We start from the raw sequence: 19,533 nt of genomic DNA on the forward strand, positions 1-19,533 counted from the left end.
GATCAGTTGGCCTCGGTGGCCTCGGGTGCCTCTGCGGCGGGCGTCTCGGCGACCTCGGCAGCGGGTGCCTCGGCGGTCTCGGCAGCGGGTGCCTGTGCGGTCTCGACGTCCTGCTCCGCGGCCTGCTCGGTGGCCGGCGCGGACTGGTCGGCGGCCTCGGTCTGCTGGGCGTTGTGCTGCTCGAGCAGTTCGCGCTCCCACTCGGCCATGGGCTCCTCGGCACCCTGGGAGCCGGACTTGCCCTGGTTGCGGGCGATGAGGCCCTCGGCCACGGCGTCGGCGATCACGCGGGTCAGCAGGTTGACGGAGCGGATGGCGTCGTCATTGCCCGGGATCGGGTAGGTGACCTCGTCCGGGTCGCAGTTGGTGTCCAAGATGGCCACGACCGGGATGCCCAGCTTCTGGGCCTCGTCCACGGCCAGGTGCTCCTTCTTGGTGTCCACGATCCAGACGGCGGACGGGGTCCGGGTCATGTTGCGGATACCGCCCAGGTTGGACTCGAGCTTGGTCAGCTCGCGCTGCAGCAGGAGCAGTTCCTTCTTGGTGTGGCCCGAACCGGCGACGTCCTCGAAGTCGATCTCCTCGAGCTCCTTCATGCGCTGCACGCGCTTGGAGACCGTGGAGAAGTTGGTCAGCATGCCGCCGAGCCAGCGGTGGTTCACGTAGGGCATGCCCACGCGGGTGGCCTGCTCGGCGATGGCCTCCTGGCCCTGCTTCTTGGTGCCGACGAAGAGGATGGAGCCACCGTGGGCCACCGTCTCCTTGACGAACTCGAAGGCCCGGTCGATGTAGGACAGGGACTGCTGCAGGTCGATGATGTAGATGCCGTTGCGCTCGGTGAAGATGAAGCGCTTCATCTTGGGGTTCCAGCGGCGGGTCTGGTGTCCGAAGTGGACACCGGAATCGAGCAGCTGGCGCATGGTCACGACAGGCATGTCGCTCCTTAGAGGGGTTGTCGGTTGTCGACCGGCCGTGGTGGTCCGGTCCCTGGCATGGGCTGCGGGCGAACCCGGCGCCCCCGACGCTGACCCGGCAGCGCACGCACGTGCGCGCCGGGACCGATGGTGGGGACCTGCCGTGCCCTGGGCGGAGCGCGCTCCGCGTGGCCGGCATCAGTCATGCGCGTAGTCAGTCGCGGGCCCTGAACGGGATACCTCCCGGGCAGGCACACAACTGCTGGGCCAATCTTACCCCAGGCCGTTCCGTGGTCCGAACCAGGACTCCACAGCGCACCGGCAGGGCGATGCCATCCCCACCCGGGCCATCGGCCGGTGGCGGACCCGCCGGCGGCGCGGGAGCGTGGTGGCCATGTCACCCCGCCTGCCCCGCCCCGGACTCCCCGTCCACAGCATCACTCCCTGCCCGATGGCGGTGCCCGCCGCCGCAGTCGCAGCGGTGGTGCTGCTCGCCCCGTCCGCCGCGGAAGCCGGTCCCGGTGGCCCCAGCGGCTGGTCGGCGCCCTCCCCCGCCAGGGGACCCTCGGCGGTGCTGCGGCCCTTTGATCCGCCCGCTGCCCCGTGGTCGTCGGGGCACCGCGGCGTGGACTGGGCGAGTCCGGGCGGTGGCGTCCTGGCTCCGGGCGCGGGCACCATCCGGTACGCGGGACCGGTGGCCGGCCGCTCCGTGGTCACCGTGGCCCATCCGGACGGGATGCTCTCCAGCCTCGAACCGGTCGACCTGGCGCCGGGGCTGGAGGTCGGCGATCGCGTCGGCGCCGGCGAGCCGGTGGGCTCCGTCCAGGGGCGCGTAGAGCATTGCCCGGTCGAGTGCGTGCACTGGGGCGTCCGCATCCCCGACGGCTGGACCGTGCAGGGCGCCACGTGGGACCGCTATGTGGACCCACTGGTCCTGCTGGGCCTGTCCGGCCCCTCCGTGCTCTGGCCGGTCACGGGCGGACCGCCGGCATCCTAGGCCCCCAGGGAGCGGCGGCGGGCGATCGCCGTGGCCAGGTCCACCAGCGCACGGGCGGAGGCCTCCCAGGAGAACGTGCCGGCCTGGTCGACCGCCGCGCGGGAGGCCGCCGCGAACACCGCCGGGTCCTCAAGTTCCCTGATCCGGCCCGCCAGGAGGGACGGGGAGTCATCGGCGTCCGAGCCCGCCGCCTCTCCGGCGGGCCCGAGGGGCACGAACCGCGCGGCGACCCCGTCGGGCCCGCCGATCTCCCGGAAGATCTCGAGGTCGGAGATCACCACGGGCGTGCCCTGGGCCATCGCCTCGGCCACCGGGAGACCGTAACCCTCGGAGCGTGACAGGGTGACCAGGGCCGTGGCCGAGCGCAGCAGGCGCACGTACTCCTCGTCCGTGGTCCCCCGGTGGAAGACCAGCGCCTCGTCGGGTACCCGCGCGTCCGCCGCGACCCGGCGCAGTTCCGCCTCTCGGGTCGTCGAGATCCTGGACAGCAGGTGCAGACGGTACCCGGGCAGGCCGGCGAGGCCGCGGATGAGCGTCTCGACGTTCTTGTAGTCCATGAACGAGCCCATGTAGACCAGGGACCGCTCGGGCCTCGCCTCCGGGTCGCGGGGGGCGGACACAGCCTGCGGGGCGTTGCCGATGATCCGGATCTCACGGCTGGTGAGCCGGTGCCGGCGCATCAGCCGGCGGCTCGTCTGGGAGACCGTGGCCACGGCGTCGGCCCGGTCGAGCACCAGCCGCTGGGGCCAGTAGGCCAGGTGGAAGGCGCGCCACAGCAACCGGACCGGTGCCGGCAGGTCGGCCGGCGGAGTGCGGTGCTGGTAGTAGATGAGGTCGTGCAGGGTGAGGATCAGCCCGTACTCGCGGCCAGCCGAGCCCATCGTCTGCATCGGGGAGAACACCACGTCGGGCCGGTGCCGGTTCAGCTGGCGCGCGATGAACGGTTCGGCCGGGGACGTCGGGTCCGCGACCCGCACCCAGGGGATGCCCCCGGGGAGCAGGGCGAGCTGGGCCTCGTCCGAGATGACCATGGTGACCTCAGCGAGCGGGGCGCAGGCCTCGATCAGGCTGGCGCCGTAGCGGGAGATGCCGTCATGGAAGTCGGTGCGGGTATACCGCGCGTCCATGAACAGGCGCAGGGCGGACTCAGGTCGAGGCATGGGCAGAACACTAGCGGCGCCGGCACATGGCGCTCCGCTCCGCCGGTCCTCCAGGGCGCCCCGTCCGGGCGCTTGAGGCGCCACCGGCCGGGGCCAAGGTGACGATTGAATAACTGTCGTGTACGTTGATCACGAGCAGGAAACGAACTCGCAACATTTCCTGCCTGACTTGGGGCAGCCCACGTGGTACGAGGGCAAAACGGGACACCACCGCCCAGTCATCGCACCGAATCGCCCCGGGGGCCACCATGACTTTTTCCACTCGACGTGAGCGCCGTAAGGCCGAGAAGCTGCAGGCCAGACAGGCACGGAACCGACGACTCGCGGCGGGCGGCGCCAGCCTGTCCCTCCTGGTCGGCGCCGTCTTCGCCTCGTCCACGGCGGCCGTCGCCGCCCCAGTCAGTGCCGTCGTCAAGGCCTCGACCGCCAGCACCACCACCGGACTCAACATGCGCAGCGGCCCCGGCGTGGGCAACTCCGTCGTCACCGTCCTCAAGCGCGGTGCCGCCGTCACCCCCACGGGACAGTCCAAGGGGTCCTGGGTCCGCATCACCGCATCGGGCCGGACCGGCTGGGTGAATGCCGCGTACCTGTCCACCGGGTCCCGGGCAGCGCGTTCGACCACCGCCGTGGCCCCGTCCCCGCGGACGGTCACCACCACCTCGTCCTCCACCGGCTCAGCCTCCACCACCACGTCCCTGAACATGCGCAGCGGACCCGGCGTGGGCAACTCCGTCGTCACCGTGCTCAAGCGCGGCGCAGTCGTCTCGAAGACCGGCAAGGCCAGCGGGGCGTGGGTCCAGATCAAGGCATCCGGCCGCACCGGTTGGGTCAATGCGCGGTACCTGAAGGCCGCCTCCGCCTCCAGCGGACGCGCCAGCACCACCCTCCAGTACCAGCTGGCCTCTGCCACCAGCCCCTCCTCCTGGAAGGGTTCCGCGGCCAGCTGGGCACGGTCCAAGGCCAACAGCTCCGCCACCTACTACGCCTGGGGCGGCAATGGCCCCTACGGCTACGACTGCTCGGGATTCACCACGGGTGCCTTCACCGCGGCCGGCAAGTCCCTTCCGCGCACCAGCCGCGCCCAGTACACGGCAGCAGACAGCTATACCTCACTGGGTGACATCCAGATCGGCGACCTCGTCTTCTGGTCCAATAACGGTGCCGCTTCCGGCATCTACCACGTGGCCATCTATATCGGCGACGGCAAGATCGCCCATGCCCGCAATGCTTCCAGCGGGGTCAGCGTGACCAGCCTGAACTACAGCCCGTACAACATGATGAAGACCGCAGCGCGCTTCAACTGATCGAGGCGCCCTCTCGATGGTCCCCGCGGCACCTTCCGGATGCCCGCGGGGACCATCGTCGTTCGCGGCGCACCGGTGGACGTCCGGCTCCCGCGCTCGTAGGGCGTGCGGGACTTGAACCCGCGACCCAGGGATTATGAGTCCCCTGCTCTGACCAACTGAGCTAACGCCCCGCGGACCGGGGATGCCGGTCGCACAGGGACCCATCCTAGCGGCGCCCCGGCCCCGGGGCGCTCCGGCTCACCGATCACCACTCACCCACGGGCAGCGACGGGCCCGATCACGGTCCGACCACCCTCGCGCACCCAGTAGGAGCCGTCGGCGCGGTGTTCGGCGCGCGTGGCGAAGCGATACCGGAACGTCCGCACCCGGATGAGGGAGGGCCGGCGCCCGGTGAAGGGGTCGTGCCGCAGCAGCCCCAGCGTGGCGGGGTCTGCGGCGAGCAGCCGCGCCAGCAGGGCGAGGAACCAGCGCTGGTGGATCCCGGACAGCGGCAGGAACCACATCATCCAGTCCAGGCGCAGGTGGTACGGAGCGAACTGCCGCGGGCGGCGCCGCACGTCCCCGGGCTTGCCCTTGAACTCGTAGGCCAGCCAGCGGTCCTCCGGGGGTGGTGCGTCCTCGGTGCCCTCCTCCGTTCCCTCGATGACCACCTCGATCCGGGTCCTCGTCACGGTGCCGAACGCCCCGTATGCATTGCCGATCTGCCAGCGGTTGAAGGAGGCGTTCATCAGTTGCCGGGATGAGAACAGGTTCCGCAGTGCCGGGATCGAGGCCACGGCGATCCCCACGCAGGCCGCCAGCACGATCACGGTCCAGTACGGCGGCGGGTCCGCCGCGGTGCCCACGTCCTCCGGCAGCGCCGGGACCACGGCGTGGATCGCCCGGTCGCCCAGTGCACCGCAGGCCAGGATGATCGTCGCCCAGTTCAGCCATGCATAATTCCCCGTGGCCACGAGCCACAACTGGGTGAAGACGATCACGGCGGCACCGATGGAGGCGACCGGCTGCGGCAGGAACAACAGGAACGGCATCGCCAGCTGGGTCCCGTGGTTGCCGATGACCTCACAGCGGTGCCACCAGCGCGGCTTCAGGTGGGCCTGGCGGCTGAGCGGGTTGGGCATCGGCTGGGTCTGGTGGTGGTAGTCCATCGCGGTGAGGTCCCGCCACTCGGCCCCACCGCGCAGCTTGATCATCCCGGCACCGAATTCCAGCCGGAACACCAGCCAGGCGATCAGCAGGATCACCGGCAGCAGCGGCGCCGACCGGTCGGAGCCGAGCAACCCGGCCATCACCCCGGCCTCGAGCAGGAGCATCTCCCAGCCGAAGCCGTAGAACACCTGCCCGATGTTCACGATCGACATGTACAGCCCGTACAGGACGAGGAACCCTGCCAGCGGCACCCAAGGCGGCCCGGACTGCGGGATCCCGGCCACGAGCCCGGCGGCCAGCACCATGCCCACCGCGGCGACCCCCACCAGGCGGCGGTCCGTGTAGCCCCAGCGACGGAAGACCGTGGGGCCACGCTGCCGGCCGGCGGCCAGGACCGCCGTGGCGGGCAGCAGGCCGTGCTCGCCCAGCAGGGCCCGGAACTGGTTGAGGGTGGACCAGAACGCGATGAGGTACAGGACCGCCACCCCGCGCTGGACGATCTGGCGGGCCCATTCCGAGTCGGTCGCAAGCCACCACTCCACGGTGCGATCCTAGGCTCCGGCGGCGGTTGCCGGCACCTGCTGGTGAGCGCCCCGGCGTCCGGGCCGGCCGTCAGAGCAGGGCGCGGACCTCTTCGGGGGTGGCCCCCCGGTAGAGCATCTCGAACAGGTCGATGGTCTTGTCCTGCGAGTGTCTCACCGCACGGCCGTGGGAGGCTCGCCCCATCCGGGCCAGCTCGTCGTCGCAGGCCGTCAGCACGGCAGTCAGCTTCTCGGCCAGGTCCTGGGGGTCGCCGGGGGCGAAGAGGTATCCGTTGTCCCCGTCGGTGACCAGGTGGGGCAGCGCCAGGGCGTCCGCCAGCACCACCGGCTTGGAGGCGCTCATGGCCTCGAGGGAGACCAGCGACTGCAGTTCCGCGGTCCCCGGCTGGCAGAAGACGTCAGCACGCAGGTAGGCGGTGTGCAGCTCTGCGTCGGAGACGTGGCCGAGGAAGTGCACCCGCTCCCCCAGTCCCAGCTCCTCCACGAGGGCCCGCAGCGGGCCGCGCTGCTCGCCGTCGCCGACCACCTCGAGGTGGGCGTCGAGCTGCGGGTCCAGCAGGCCGATGGCGCGGATCAGCACGTCCACGTTCTTCTCCACGGCCAGCCTGCCCACGAACAGCACCACCGGGTGCGCGGGACGCTCCACGGTCTCCCCCGGGGCGCGCTCGTAGGCGGCGGAGTCGATGCCGTTGGAGATCGGCAGGACATGGTCCAGGCCGGCATGCTCGGACATGGTCCGGGCGGCCAGCCCGGTCGGCGTGGTGACCGCGGCGGTCTTGCGCATCAGCCGGCCCATGTCCCGCCAGGAGTTCTTCGAGACGATGTCCCGGAACCACTGCGGGAACGGCAGGAACGGCTCCAGGTTCTCCGGCATGAAGTGGTTGGTCGAGATGGTGCGGATCCGCCGCTTCTCGGCCTCGTTGATGGCGGCCTCGCCGATCATGTAGTGACACTGCACGTGCACCACGTCCGGCCGGATCTCATCCAGCAGTGCCCCGATGGACCTCCGCGCGTGCCACGGGAAGACCAGGCGGTAGTACTCGTGCGTGGGGGCCTTGACGGACTGCAGCCGGTGCACGGTCGCCTCGTCGTTGACCTGGACGGTGTCCGGTCCGGCGTCGTTGCGGGCCGCCATCACGTGCACCTCGTGGCCACGGGCGTGCAGGGCCCTGGCCAGGCGGAAGCAGAACACGGAGGCTCCGTTCACGTCCGGCGGATAGGTGTCCGCTGCGATGAGGACCTTGAGCGGGCGCTCCGATGATGCCGTCACGTGGATGGGGCTCCTGTCTGCTCGCGTCGCTGGATCACGTCCGGGTGGTGCCGGGCGAGGACAACGACTCCGAGCGTAGCAATGGCACCGGCGGCGGCCATGCACCAACCCACCCACCAGGGCAGACCGGGTTGCAGCTCACCCAGCACGATGATGCCGGTCAGCACGCCGACCATGGGGTCGATGACGGTCAGCCCGGCCACCACCAGGTCCGGGGGCCCGTGCTGGTAGGCGCTCTGCACGAAGTAGACGCCGATCCCTCCGGCCGCGGCGATCACCCCGAGATGGAACCACGGGATGCCCAGCAACCCACCGGCGTCACCGCGCAGGAAGTGGATGGAGCCGAGCCGGACGAACACCGCCACGAAGCCGAACAGCACGCCGGCACCGACGATGTAGCCGAAGGCACTGGGACGGCGCAGCATCACCAGGGCGGCGACCGCGCACAGCACGGTGGCCGTGATGGCCACCACGGCGGCGATCCGCTCCTGGTCGACCGTGGGGGCCGGGTTCTCCTCGGTGGCGACGATCGCGACCAGCACGAACGCCGCCGAGCCGCCCACGCACGCGACGATCCCCCAGATCGTCGCCCGGTTGAGCTTGAGGTGCTGGATGCGGGCATGCAACAGGGTGGTGATGACGACGGCGATCGCCCCGATCGGCTGCACCACGGTCAGCGGCGCGGTGGCCAGGGCGTAGACATTCAGGCCGATGCCCAGCAGCATCAGTGCGCCGCCGGCCAGCCAGGTACCGGAGGTAAACAGCCTCAGCAGGCCCGAACGGGGGTGCAGTCCCAGGTAGGCCTGGTGCTTGCGCACTCCCGCGGCCTGGCGCTCGCTGCCCAGGGCCAGGCAGAAGGCTCCCGCCAGGGCGGCCGTGATGGACAGCCACTTCACGTGCTCGCCCAACGGGTGCGGTCGCGGGGGTCCACCCCGGCCGCGCGGAGCCGGCGGAACTTGCGCACGCAGCCCACGATGTAGTCGACGGCGGCGCAGACGTGTCCCACGCAGCCGAGGACGAGCACCACGGTGGCGATCACGGTCAGCGGCCCCTCGGCCAGGCCGGGGACCTGCGCCAGCAGCAGGAGGGGGGTGCCCACGAGCAGCAGCGCGGTGCGGACCTTGCCCAGGACCGTGACCTCGAGTTCGGGGCTGCCCCGGAACAGGGCCAGCGCCGTGAGGCCCAGGACGACGTCCGGCAGCACCAGGGACACCACCAGCCACCAGGGGGCGATGCCGGTGGCCACCAGCGTGACCGCGACGACGGCCAGGGACAACCGGTCGGCCACCGGGTCCAGCCACTGGCCGACCGTGGAGATCTGGTTGTAGCGCCTCGCGATGTACCCGTCCACCCAGTCCGTGCTGGAGAGCACCGCCAGCACGATGAACGCGGCGAGGAACTGTCCGGAGACCACCAGCCAGACGAAGACCGGGACCAGGCAGAACCGGAGGATGGTGATGACGTTGGGGACGGTCCAGATCCGGTCGGTGATCTCGTACTCGATGTCATCGCGGTGCCCCGCACCGATCAGACGCAACGTGGACCCCCGTGCGGTCGTGGCGAGCCGGTTACTTCTTGAGCTGGCGGGCGAAGACGGCGATGGCGGTGGACGCGGCGCCGAGCAGCGCCAGCGGCTGCCACTTCTCCCGCACGTACTCGCCCACGTTCTCACCGGCGTCGTGGACGGTCTGTCCGGCGCGGGCACCGGTGTGGTGGGGTGCGGTCGGCGAGGTGGGGTCCTGGGCGTCCGGGCCGGCGGGGGCTGGACGGCCCCGGAACTGCGAGGTGAAGCTGGAGAACTGCGCCTTGACGTCGGTCTTTTCCTCGAGCCCGGACCGGATGTCCCCCAGGTGCTGGCGGCGCAACTGGGTGCGGCGGCGCAGCTCGGCGTAGGACGGGTCCTGGGCGGTGGCCTCCTTGGGGGCCTCGCCTCGCTTGCGGGCCGCCTTGGCCTCGGCCTCGGCGGCCTTGCGGCGCTCTTCCTCCCTGGCCTGGGCGATCCGCTTCTCCTCGGCCCGCTGCGCCTCGAGCCGGTCGAACTCGGCCGGGTCGAAGGCGTTGCCCTCCTTGAGGTATCCGAGGTCGTACTTGACGCCCTGGATGGTCTCGGCGGGGACCAGGGGCATCGCGGCCTTGATGCGCAGCGCCCCGATCCCGAGGAAGATCAGCGCGACGACCAGGGCACCGGCGGCGACCATGAGCGCGGAGAACCAGATCGGCCGGTCCTGCGCGAAGCCACCGATCATGGCCACGATCAGCGCAACGGCCATGATGAACACGAAGACGAGCCCGACGACGGCCAGCGCGGCACCGATCCCGGCCGTGACGCCCTTCTTGCCCAACTGGCCCTTGACCATGGCCAGCTCGTCCTTCAGCTGCAGGGGCAGCAGGCGGAAGCCGGTGGAGACCAGTTCCGTCAGCGAGCTGGAACGGGTCTGGTCGGAGACGCGGGGGGAACCCTTGGGGAGCGTCGGTGCCTGATGGGCCATTGGAGCGTGCCTTCCCTCTGGTCTGCGGTGGGTCTGCGGTGAGACTGCCGCCGTGCCTGACGAGCAATCCTGAAGTCCATCACACCCGGGCAGCCCGGGCAGGTCAAACCTACCACCGCGGCACCGACCGAAAACCGTTCCGTCCACGTCAACGGACAATCAGTTGACTTTTCAACTTTAAGGCGTAGGTTCGGGGGCGAAGCCGGCGCCGCCCCGTCCCCCTCAGGCGGCGCCGGCTCTTCTCCTGTCCGCCGGTGCCCGGCGCCGGCTCAGCTGTGGTGATCGCCCCCGCCGGAGCGCGAGCCCAGCTCGGCATCCAGCCGGAGCAGCCCGGAGCCGTCGTCGCCGATCAGCCGGATCCGGCCGACGATCTCGCTGACCGTGGCCTCCTCCTCGATCTGCTCGTCGACGAACCAGTTGAGCAGGGGGCGCGCATCGAGGTCCCCGGCGGCCTCCGTCTCGCGGTACAGGTCCCGGATCGCGTTGGACACGCGCTGCTCGTGGGCCAGGGAGGCCTCGAACATCTCCAGTGGGGACAGGCCCGGATTCACGGCCGGTGCGTTGATGGCGCCGATCGAGGCGTGGTTGCCCCGGTCCACCACGTGGTCGATGAACTTGTGGGCGTGGACGATCTCCTCGTCGGCCTGGTGCCGCAGCCAGGACGCCATGCCGGTCAGGTCCTGCTCGTCGGCCTCGATGGCCAGCTGGCGGTAGACCAGGGAGGCCTCGAACTCGAGGGTGATCTGTTCGTTGAACTTCTTCTCAAGGTCTGCGGTGAGCTTCATGTGCTCACAGTAGGACCCGCCTCAGGCCCGTGTCATCGCAGGCAAGCCTGTCCTCACAGCGGGTGATTGGACTCGTGGGCACCGGCCGGCGTGCCCGGCCCGTGGTGCCGCAGCAGCCGTCCGGTGACCAGGGCCGTGAGGGCGACGATGACCGCGACCACGACGAGGATGGTGAGGAAGGCGGCGTCGTAGGCCACCCCGGCGGCCGTGAGGATGCCGGGGTCCCCCTGAGCGGCGTCCACCGCGCCGACGAGACTGTCCGCGGCGGCCGCGGGGGCGTCATCGGGCAGCCGGACGAACCGGGCGTACAGCCCGGTGGCGAGGCTGCCGAGCAGGGCGACGGCGAGCAGGTTGCCGAACTCGTAGGAGACCTCCTCCACCGAGGAAGCCATCCCGGCCTGCCGGGCGGGGACGTTGCCGATGATGGCGGTGGAGGCGACGGACATGGTCAGCCCCATCCCGACGCCGGTGACGACGAGCCCGGCCACGAACAGCCCGAGCGGCCCGACGCCCCCGAGCCGGGCGATCACCAGGCCGAGCGCGGCCAGCCCCAGGCCGCCCGCGACGAGGACCCGCAGGCCGAGGCGGTGCAGGGTGGCGCCGCCGGCGAGCGACGCCGGCAGGGAGCCCAGGGCCACCGTCGCCACCAGCAGGCCGGACTGCAGCGGGGTGAAGCCGGCCACGAGCTGGTAGCGCTGGGTGGTGACCAGCTGGACCCCGCCGATGACGAACATCGAGCACGCGGCCGCGATGACCCCGGCGCTGAACGCCCGGTTGCGGAACACCGCGAAGTCCAGCACCGGATGCTCGAGGCGGCGCTGGCGCCGGACGAAGAGCCAACCGCCGACGAGGCCGACCACCACCGCCGTGGCGAACCGCGGCCAGGAGGGGTCCGGGCCGGTCGCCTCCTTGATGGCGAACACCGTGCCGGTGAGGGTGAGCATCGCGTCCACGGAGGACGGCGCGTCCCACCGGGTGGAGCGGTCCGGCCGGGGACGCGGGGCCACCCACGGGGTGAGCACCAGGGCCACCAGCACCACGGGGACGTTGATGAGGAAGACCGACCCCCACCAGAACGCCTCCAGCAGCACCCCGCCGACGATGGGTCCCAACGCCGCGGCGACCACGGAGATGGCACCCCACACCGCGACGGCGAGGTTGCGTTCGCGGACGTCGTCGAAGCCAATGCGGATCAGGGCCAGGGTGGCCGGCATCATGCAGGCCGCACCCACCGCCAGCAGGGCACGGGCGGCGATGAGCACGCCCACGGCCGGTGCGAAGGCCGCCAGCACCGAGGCCGCGCCGAAGACGACGAGGCCGAGGAGGAACAGCCTGCGGTGGCCGTACCGGTCCCCCAGCGTGCCGGCACCCAGCAGCAGCCCGCACATCACCAGCGGATAGGCGTTGAGGATCCACAGCGACTCCGAGGCGCTGGCGCCGAGCTCCTCGGTCAGGGTCGGCAACGCCGTGTAGAGGATCGTGTTGTCCAGGGTGATCAGCATGACCCCGGCACTCACCGTGGCCAGCAGCAACCAGCGCCGCAACGGCGACAAGGGGGTGGTGTTCACGGGGGGACTCTAGCGAAGGGGAGCCCCCGGGAGCGCCGATTTCGTTCTGGCGCGGAACTTGGGTACAGTGGATCCCGCTGTCCGGCTGTTCATCCCCCGGGATGGACCGCAGGCCAACGGTCCCCCGTAGCTCAATTGGCAGAGCATTCGACTGTTAATCGAAGGGTTACTGGTTCGAGTCCAGTCGGGGGAGCTTCACCGGAGAGGCCCTCGTCCCGCAGTGCGGGACGAGGGCCTCTCGCGTGCGCCGGCCCCTAGTCCTCGTCGTCCGGTTCGTAGAGGGACTCGAGCGTCTCCGGGTTCATCGCGTAGGCGTCCGTGCCGTCCGCGTTGTTGGACACCACGTAGTCCCCCGGCCCGAAGTGCGTCCAGCCCTCCTTGGTCTCGACGCTGCCCTCCTCCACGGCGCGCTCGACCCACACGGGAGTGATCTTGCGGTACTGGCCGTGACCGACCCTGCGGTAGGTGGCCGCGAAGACGTCCGCGTCCACGGTGCGGATGTCCCCGTCGTCGTCCACCAGCCAGTCACCGGCCTTGCAGTACTGCTCGGCTCCCCACTTGCGGTACCGGAAACCGGGCATCTCCAGGCGCAGGGGGACGGCGACGACGGTCCGCTCCGGCCGTGGTCGGTACCGCTTGCGCTCGGTCATGGCACGCCCCCGCTCAGGTGTGCGGGACCAGGTCGAAGACCGGCCTGAAATGGCCGGGGTCGACGTCGCGCTGCCCGGCCAGCAGGCCGAGCCGGTGCAGCAGGGGCATGTTCCCGGGCGCGTCCATCCGGCCCAGGGACTCGATCCTGCCCGTCGCGGCCGCCGAGTCGTCCAGGGCCAGGACGCCGTCCCGGCGCAGGTCGACGTCGTAGCGCAGGTAGCTCAGGAGGGGACCGCCCGGCACGGTGTCACCGCGCAGGTCACCGAGCTCCTGGTCGATCACTGCCGCGGTGGGGCTGTCGGACATCCACTGGAGCAGTGCCCGCTGCTGCGCCGCGCAGTCCTGCATGACGGAGGACAGCGCCTGGAGCGCGTGGTTGACGGCGAGCCTCGACCTCTTCCTCGTGGGATCCCTGGAGCCGGTCCCGACCGAGACGAGCAGCAGCCTGTCACCGCCCGTGGGCCAGCCCACGCGGTATCCCTCCAGGGTGCAGTACACGAAGGCCAGCAGGGACGGGTCGTTGTAGGGACTGGCACCCCCGTCGACGAAGGTGCCCACCACGGGCCTGCTGCCTGCCGCGCTCGAGATCGTGATGGTCTCCGGTTCGAAGTAGGACGGGGCGGCCGTCGAGGCGCGCACCACCTGCCACAGCAGGTAGTCGGCGTTCCGCGCGCTTCCCTCGGACTCCGTGCTGAAGTACTTGCCCCGGGGGTTGTTGCCCAGGGGCCACACGCTGCCGGTGTCCAGGCGCTTCGTGACCACCAGCAGGCCGGTCAGCAGCCTCGGGCTGCCCAGCGTCGTGTCCGCCCCCAGGAGCTTCTTGAGCTCGGAGTCCAGGATCCGCTTGTCATACCTCGCCCGGAGGAGGCCCTCCCGGAGCAGGCTCCTGTTGAACAGCCGCCTGCCCAGCGCCAGGTACCTCTCGCGCAATTGGGCCACGCTCCAGCCCTGGGCCAGGGCGGCCGCGATGATCGCGCCGGTGGAGGTCCCGGCCATCAGGTCGAAGTAGTGGCACAGCCGGAACTCCGGGCCCGCACCGTGGCGCTCCCGGAGCAGGTCCTCGATCCGCTCCAGGATCCCCAGGCTCAGCACGCCCCGCAGCCCACCGCCGTCGAGGGTCAGGATGCGCTTCGGCCTGCCGTCGTTGCGGAAGTGGTCGTCTCGGTTCGACTCCCGGAACGTCATCCCCCGGCCTCCTCCGACGCCTCGCCCGCCGGGTCCGGCACGGGCAGGTCCGGGCAGGTCGCGACGTAGTCGACGTCCGGGGAGACCGACTCCAGCCACTGGTCCCGGCTCATGTTCTGGGTCAGCTTCGAGCACAGCGCCCCGGGGGCGTCCGGCGGCACGGGCCAGGTGCGCACGGTGCGGTCCCAGCTCCCCGAGACCACCGTGGCGTTGTCCGGGGTGAACGTGAGACCGTCCACCACGTCCCAGTGGCCGATGAGCGGGTTGCCGATCGCCGCACCGGTCCCGGCATCCCACAGCCGCACCTGCCAGTCGTCCCCGCCGGAGGCCACCCGGCGGCCGTCCGGGCTGAAGGCCACGGATCGCACGGCGGCCTCGTGCCCGGCCAGCTCAGGGCCCTGCTGCCGACGGCTCCGGGCGTCCCACAGGCGCACCATCTTGTCCTCTCCCCCCGAGGCGATCAGGGCCCCGTCCGGGGAGAACGCCACGTCCAGGACCGCCTCCCCGTGCCCGGACAGCGGCTCACCGACCGCCTGCCCGGAACCGGTGTCCCACATCCGCACCGTCCCGTCCACGCCGGCCGAGACCACCCGGGCCCCGTCCGGGGAGAACGCCACCGCGTTCACCGCGCCCTCGTGGCCGGTCAGCGCAGGCCCCCGTTGCCGACGCGCCGCCACGTCCCACAGCCGCACGGTCCGGTCCGCCCCCGCCGTGGCGATCAGGGTCCCGTCCGGGGAGAACGCCACGTCCAGCACCGCCCCGTCGTGCCCCGCCAGCGCGGGGCCCAGCTGGCGGCGGGTGGCCACGTCCCACAGCCGCACCGTCCGGTCCGCACTGGCCGTGGCGATCAGGGCCCGGTCCGGGGAGAACGCGACCCCGTGCACGACGTCCTGGTGTCCGGCCAGCGATCCGCCCACGGGCTGTTCGGTGTCGGTGTCCCAGAGCCGGACGATCTTGTCCACGCCGGTGGAGGCGATCAGCGCCCCGTCGTCACTGACGTCCAGGTCGAGGACCCACAACCCGTGCACCATCGGTACGGGCGCCCGCGCGTCCCACACGCGGACCGTCCCGTCCCCCATGCCGGACACGATCCGCTCACCGTCCGGGCTGAACGCCGCGCTGAACACCTCGTGTCCGTGCCCCGTCAGCGGGTCGCCGATCGACTGCTCCGCCGCCGGGTCCCAGAGCAGCAGGTTGTAGTCGGCGCTCGCCGAGACCAGTCGCTGGCCGTCGGGGCTGAAGGCCACGTCGGAGACCCAGTTCTTGTGCCCGGTCAGCGGTGCTCCCACCGGTTGGGCGGAATCCGCGTCCCACAACCGCACGGTCCGGTCGTGCCCCGCCGAGGCGATCCGTTCACCGGCCGGGTCGAAGGCCACCGCGTGCACGGCCCCGGCGTGCCCGGTCATCGGGGCGGCGACCGGTTGACCGGTGGACGCGTTCCACAGCCGCACGGCGCCATCGTCCCCGGCGGTGGCGATCAACCGGCCCGCCGGGCTGATCGCCACGGCGTTCACCGGACCCTGGCCGATCATCGGTTCACCGAGCGGTCGCGCGGAGCCGGCGTCCCACAAGCGCACGGAACCGTCCGCGCCACCGGAGGCGAGGCGCCGCCCGTCCGGGCTGAACGCGAGCGCCCGCACGGGCTGACCATGGCCGGTCAGGGGGTCTCCCACCGGTTGGCCGGTCCCGGGGTCCCACAACCGGACCGTGCCGTCGTCGCCGGCCGAGGCGAGGCGCCGCCCATCAGGACTGAAGGCCAACGCCCGGACAACTCCCGCGTGTCCCAACAGTGGTTCGCCGGCCGGCTGGCCGGTCCCGGCATCCCACAGCCGTACGGCTCCGCCGTCATCACCCGAGGCGACGAGGCGCCCGTCCGGGGCGTACGCCACGTCCCGCACCGGGGACCCCACGGGGATCATCTTGTACACGTCGTGCTGGACCACCACGGAGCTGGCCAGGGCCCGGTCCCCCTCGGTGGTCGGCATCAGGGCCCGCGAGGCCAGCATCTGCTGCATGCCCAGCAGCTCGCCCCCCGGCCTGGCGCCGGCCAGCCGCGCCTGGCCCTCGGCCGCCAGCATGAGCGCCGTGGTCTCGCGCGCCCGGTCGGAGGCCTCGCGCATGGCGGAGACGGCCAGCACGAAACCGACGATGGCGGCCAGGGCGACCACGGCGGTCCCCGCCAGGACCGCCCTCAGGATGCGCGACCTGCGACGCAGGGTCGCGGCATGGGCCTCCGCCACCTCCTGCCTCTCCCGCGCCGCGTGGAGTTCGGCGGCCTTGTGGCGCTCCTCCTGCGCCATCCGCTGGTACTCCCGGGCGCGGGACGCGAACAGGAAGTCCATGGTGTGGGACAGACGATCCCGGAAGCCCGGTTTCGCCACCAGGGACTCGGCCCGGTCGAGGCGTTCGCCCTCCAGCAGCCACGAGGGATTGCGCTGGTTCTGTTCCCAGGCGGCGGCGGCCCGTTCGAGGTTGTCCGCCTCCTTGAGGTCCCCCCGCTCCGCCTCCAGCCAGCCGGCCAGCTCCCCCCATTGGCGCAGCAGGCTCTCCAGCGCCACCTCGACGAAGACCTCGCCGTCACGTTCGTCCTGGACCAGCAACCGGGTGGCCACCAGGGCGTCGATCTCCGGGCGGGCGTCCGCGGGCAGGTCGGCGAGCCGTGCCACCCGCCGCACGGGCTGGTCGTTGTCCGGATTGATCGTGGCCAGCCAGGGGATGAAGGCCGACCGCAGTCGATGGAGCTGCGACTTCCGCACCACGGGGTCCCGCGCCAGCACCGCGTCGACCTGGGTCTGGACCACCCGGCCCATCCCGCCCATCGCCTCATATCCGTCCAGGGTGAGCTGACCGGTGTCCCCGTAGTCCTCGTACAGTCGGGCAAGGGTGAGCGAGAGCAGGGGCAGGCTGTCCGCACCGTGTGAGCTGTCGCGCTGCAGCCGTTCGACGAGGTCGGCCTGGACGACCAACGGCCGCCCGGCCGCGGTGGAGCGCGCCGCCGGCCCCAGGATGACCTCCCGGAAATGGGCCGGGGGCATGGGCCGCAGCTCATCGAAGACCACGCTCTTCAGGCCCGACAGCTGGCGAGCGCCCTGCAACGCCCCGAAGAAGTCGGTGCGGATCGTGCAGGCCGCCACCATCCCGCGCGCGGCCCCGTCCCCGGGGCCCAGCAACTGGGCCAGCAGCGAGAGGAACCGCGGGGCCTGGGGACCGGCGTCCGCGCTGAACAGTTCCTCCGCCTGGTCCAGGGGCAGGACCACCGTGGGCAGGGGCGTCTGCTCCGACTCGTCGAGGAGGCGTTGGCCCGCGGTCTGCCGGGCCTCCTCCAGGAGGCCGGTCAGGAAGGCCGCGTCCGCGCGCAGGCAGGCCTCCTTGATGTCACCCAGGGCGGGATGGTTCAGGCCCAGGCCGATGCGCAGGTGATGGATCGACCGGGCGAGGCCCCGGTCCCCGGTGAGGGCGTCCCGGCCGGGGCGCACGATGCCGGCCACCAGGAAGTGCCGGTCGTCGCGCCGGATGCGCGGCAGCAGTCCCGCGCGCAGGAAGGAGGACTTGCCCACACCCGAGGGGCCCAGCACCACGAACAGCGACTCGATCCCGGAGGCCCGCATGCCCCGCAGCGCGTCCATGCCCCGGACGATCTGTGCGTCCCGGCCGAAGAACACGGCCGCGTCGGACTCGTCCAGCGGTTCCCACCCCCGGTAGCAGGCCCGCTCCGGATCGTCCGGCGGGGGCCAGGCGAACTGGTCCGCACCGATGCCGGCCCGGCGCAGCCCCCGGTACAGCCGCCGGAGCCCGTCCGTCTGGAAGCACACGGACCGGCCCGCCTCGTCCACGGGGATCTCGGTGGCCGGTCCATCGCCGAACAGGTCGCAGTGCTGCCACTCCCCCGTGATCCCCGCCGTGTCCAGGGGCTCGAGCCGGGCGCACAGGATCAGCTTGCCCAGGGTCTCGGCCGTCCGGTACTCGGCCAGGCTCTCACTCGAGTTCTGCCAGTGGGTGGAGAGCAGGCAGAGCACGACCTCACACCGTTCATTGGCCTGGCGCAGCGCACGCTTCCATCGCTCACCGGGGGCGATGCCCGTGTCACGGTCCAGGTCCAGGAAGATCTCGTCGGCGAGCCCGGGGTCCTGCTCCACGAGCCAGCGTTTCAGTGCCACCGCCTCCGCGGAGTTACGGCTCGAGTGGCTCAGGAACACGCGGGACATCAGGGCGCTCCCGGGACGCGGTGGCCCGCGCGGCGAACGGCACGCGCCGTCGTCGTCCGGCAGAACCCCTGATGAGACGACGGCCCCCACCGGCCGCGGCCCGACCCCCAGTCCATGGCGTCCATGCTCCGCCCGTTTCCGCGGCGCGGCAAGGCGTGGGCGTCTGCGCCGTCACCCCGGGAGGACCCCGGGTACACCGTCCGAGGTAGCCGGGAAATACCTTTTCGAGCCGACGCTTTCCCCGGCTGATCGGACCACCATTGATGACACAGGGCATCCAGGGTTCCGGTCGGCGGAACACCCCCTTGAGGAAAAGGATCACCACCATGTCGCCTCTCAACCGCAAGATCGGCGCCACCCTCGCGGGAACGGCATTCGCTGCCTCTGCGCTCCTCGCCGGGGTTCCGGCCGCGACGGCCAGCACCGCCGGCGTGGACGGCTCTTCGGACGGCGAGTGGCATTACCGAGTGGTCTTCGACTACCTCGACTGCCACGACAACGAGGACCACAAGGGTTACGACGAGGTCTACATGAAGTTCGGTCACCACACCGTCTGGGGCCCCGAGGACATGGACGAGGGAGACCACTACGGGTTCGACGGCGCCTGGGCGGACTTCGACCATGATTTCAAGCTCAGCCTCTGGGACGAGGACCACGGACACCACGACGACGAGGATGACTACCTCGGACACGTCTGGATCGAGAAGCACGACTACGACGAGGGATGGCAGTACGCGACCTTCGACGACCACGGTGCACACTACGAGCTCAAGTACAAGGTCGTGAGGTACTGGGACTAGGCGGGCAGACCGGCACGCCACCGGGTGCGGGATCCACGCCCACGCCGGATCCCGCACCCCGCCGGACATCCCGCCCCCGCATCCGCACCCGCACCCGCACGAATTCAGCAGACCACGAGGGAAGACCATGACCATCGTCTCGACCACCAGTTCCCCGGCCACCGGCACCGCGGTGGTCACCACCGCCACCCGTCACCGGGTCGAGGAGACGTTCACGAGCCGCGGTGCCTCGTACGGCACCCTGGCCGCGGTAGCCACCCGGCTGGCGGTGCTCGCCGTGGAGGACACCCTGAACGGCCCGAGTGAGGACCGCACCCTGGAGCGCATCAGCCTGGTGGAGCACCTGTTGCGGTACGCCAACGCCCAGGGGTCCACCCGGCCGGCCGCCGCCCTCCGGAAGGCGCTGAGCGGCATGCAGACCGCCCTGGACCAGCCCGGCACCCCGGTGCTGTCCGTCCTGGAGGAACTGCGCCTGGCCACCTGCCAGACCCAGTGACCCCGGGGCCGG

At 71.3% G+C, this 19,533-nt stretch carries 16 protein-coding genes and 2 tRNA genes; 5 read left to right on the top strand and 13 right to left on the bottom strand.

The window, feature by feature from the left end; all coding sequences use genetic code 11:
* Positions 1-2: 2 nt before the first annotated feature.
* Positions 3-935: a 30S ribosomal protein S2 gene (gene rpsB / locus CITRI_RS0101445; protein WP_010142777.1), complete on the bottom strand. Its 933-nt coding sequence runs from the start codon at positions 933-935 to the stop codon at positions 3-5.
* A 430-nt stretch (positions 936-1,365) separates the two neighbouring features.
* Between rpsB and CITRI_RS18735 the strand changes: the two genes are divergently transcribed.
* A complete protein-coding gene (locus tag CITRI_RS18735; protein ID WP_040385331.1) occupies positions 1,366-1,911 on the top strand; it encodes a M23 family metallopeptidase in 546 nt (181 codons plus the stop codon).
* Here CITRI_RS18735 and CITRI_RS0101455 read toward each other — a convergent pair.
* The gene (locus tag CITRI_RS0101455; protein ID WP_040385332.1) at positions 1,908-3,071 is read right to left on the bottom strand and encodes a glycosyltransferase; all 1,164 of its coding nucleotides are present in this window, start codon (positions 3,069-3,071) and stop codon (positions 1,908-1,910) included. The genes CITRI_RS18735 and CITRI_RS0101455 overlap by 4 nt on opposite strands.
* A 248-nt stretch (positions 3,072-3,319) precedes the next feature.
* Here CITRI_RS0101455 and CITRI_RS0101460 point away from each other — a divergent pair, with 248 nt between their 5' ends.
* Entirely contained in the window at positions 3,320-4,378 is a 1,059-nt protein-coding gene (locus CITRI_RS0101460; RefSeq protein ID WP_010142780.1) for a C40 family peptidase, read from the top strand.
* A gap of 99 nt (positions 4,379-4,477) precedes the next feature.
* Here CITRI_RS0101460 and CITRI_RS0101465 read toward each other — a convergent pair.
* The 8 genes from CITRI_RS0101465 to CITRI_RS0101500 all read right to left on the bottom strand — a co-directional run bounded on the left by CITRI_RS0101465 (position 4,478) and on the right by CITRI_RS0101500 (position 12,118).
* Positions 4,478-4,551 (bottom strand) — tRNA-Ile (locus CITRI_RS0101465).
* 81 nt (positions 4,552-4,632) lie between these two features.
* Positions 4,633-6,072, bottom strand: coding sequence for a lipase maturation factor family protein (locus tag CITRI_RS0101470; RefSeq protein ID WP_010142781.1), 1,440 nt, complete (start codon positions 6,070-6,072; stop codon positions 4,633-4,635).
* A 70-nt stretch (positions 6,073-6,142) separates the two neighbouring features.
* A complete protein-coding gene (locus CITRI_RS0101475; RefSeq protein WP_010142782.1) occupies positions 6,143-7,342 on the bottom strand; it encodes a glycosyltransferase in 1,200 nt (399 codons plus the stop codon).
* Positions 7,339-8,238 carry a DMT family transporter gene (locus tag CITRI_RS0101480; protein WP_029138948.1) on the bottom strand — a complete coding sequence of 300 codons (900 nt, stop codon included), beginning with the start codon at positions 8,236-8,238 and terminating at the stop codon, positions 7,339-7,341. Before CITRI_RS0101480 ends, CITRI_RS0101475 begins: the two co-directional genes overlap by 4 nt.
* Entirely contained in the window at positions 8,235-8,879 is a 645-nt protein-coding gene (locus CITRI_RS0101485) for a CDP-alcohol phosphatidyltransferase family protein (RefSeq protein WP_010142784.1), read from the bottom strand. The genes CITRI_RS0101480 and CITRI_RS0101485 overlap by 4 nt, the downstream gene beginning before the upstream one ends.
* Positions 8,880-8,910: 31 nt before the next feature.
* Positions 8,911-9,831 (bottom strand): phage holin family protein, encoded by a 921-nt coding sequence (locus CITRI_RS0101490; RefSeq protein ID WP_010142785.1) that lies wholly within the window; start codon positions 9,829-9,831, stop codon positions 8,911-8,913.
* A gap of 269 nt (positions 9,832-10,100) precedes the next feature.
* Positions 10,101-10,616 (bottom strand): ferritin, encoded by a 516-nt coding sequence (locus tag CITRI_RS0101495; RefSeq protein WP_010142786.1) that lies wholly within the window; start codon positions 10,614-10,616, stop codon positions 10,101-10,103.
* A 53-nt stretch (positions 10,617-10,669) separates the two neighbouring features.
* Positions 10,670-12,118: an MFS transporter gene (locus CITRI_RS0101500; RefSeq protein WP_010142787.1), complete on the bottom strand. Its 1,449-nt coding sequence runs from the start codon at positions 12,116-12,118 to the stop codon at positions 10,670-10,672.
* A 186-nt stretch (positions 12,119-12,304) separates the two neighbouring features.
* Between CITRI_RS0101500 and CITRI_RS0101505 the strand changes: the two genes are divergently transcribed.
* Positions 12,305-12,377 (top strand) — tRNA-Asn (locus CITRI_RS0101505).
* A gap of 61 nt (positions 12,378-12,438) precedes the next feature.
* Here CITRI_RS0101505 and CITRI_RS0101510 read toward each other — a convergent pair.
* From CITRI_RS0101510 to CITRI_RS15805, 3 genes are read right to left on the bottom strand one after another with little or no spacing between them, the layout of a single operon-like run.
* A complete protein-coding gene (locus CITRI_RS0101510) occupies positions 12,439-12,834 on the bottom strand; it encodes a hypothetical protein (protein WP_010142788.1) in 396 nt (131 codons plus the stop codon).
* Between the two features lie 13 nt (positions 12,835-12,847).
* Complete coding sequence (locus CITRI_RS0101515; protein ID WP_010142789.1) at positions 12,848-14,020, bottom strand: patatin-like phospholipase family protein; 1,173 nt, start codon at positions 14,018-14,020, stop codon at positions 12,848-12,850.
* Positions 14,017-18,225 carry a TIR domain-containing protein gene (locus CITRI_RS15805; RefSeq protein WP_010142791.1) on the bottom strand — a complete coding sequence of 1,403 codons (4,209 nt, stop codon included), beginning with the start codon at positions 18,223-18,225 and terminating at the stop codon, positions 14,017-14,019. Before CITRI_RS15805 ends, CITRI_RS0101515 begins: the two co-directional genes overlap by 4 nt.
* A 326-nt stretch (positions 18,226-18,551) precedes the next feature.
* Here CITRI_RS15805 and CITRI_RS0101525 point away from each other — a divergent pair, with 326 nt between their 5' ends.
* Both CITRI_RS0101525 and CITRI_RS0101530 read left to right on the top strand, forming a co-directional pair.
* Positions 18,552-19,025: a hypothetical protein gene (locus CITRI_RS0101525; protein WP_010142792.1), complete on the top strand. Its 474-nt coding sequence runs from the start codon at positions 18,552-18,554 to the stop codon at positions 19,023-19,025.
* Between the two features lie 127 nt (positions 19,026-19,152).
* Positions 19,153-19,521, top strand: a complete 369-nt coding sequence (locus CITRI_RS0101530; RefSeq protein ID WP_010142793.1) for a hypothetical protein — start codon at positions 19,153-19,155, stop codon at positions 19,519-19,521.
* Positions 19,522-19,533: the final 12 nt, after the last annotated feature.

It is taken from the genome of Citricoccus sp. CH26A (genome assembly GCF_000224415.1).
In the GTDB taxonomy this organism is placed as follows: domain Bacteria; phylum Actinomycetota; class Actinomycetes; order Actinomycetales; family Micrococcaceae; genus Citricoccus.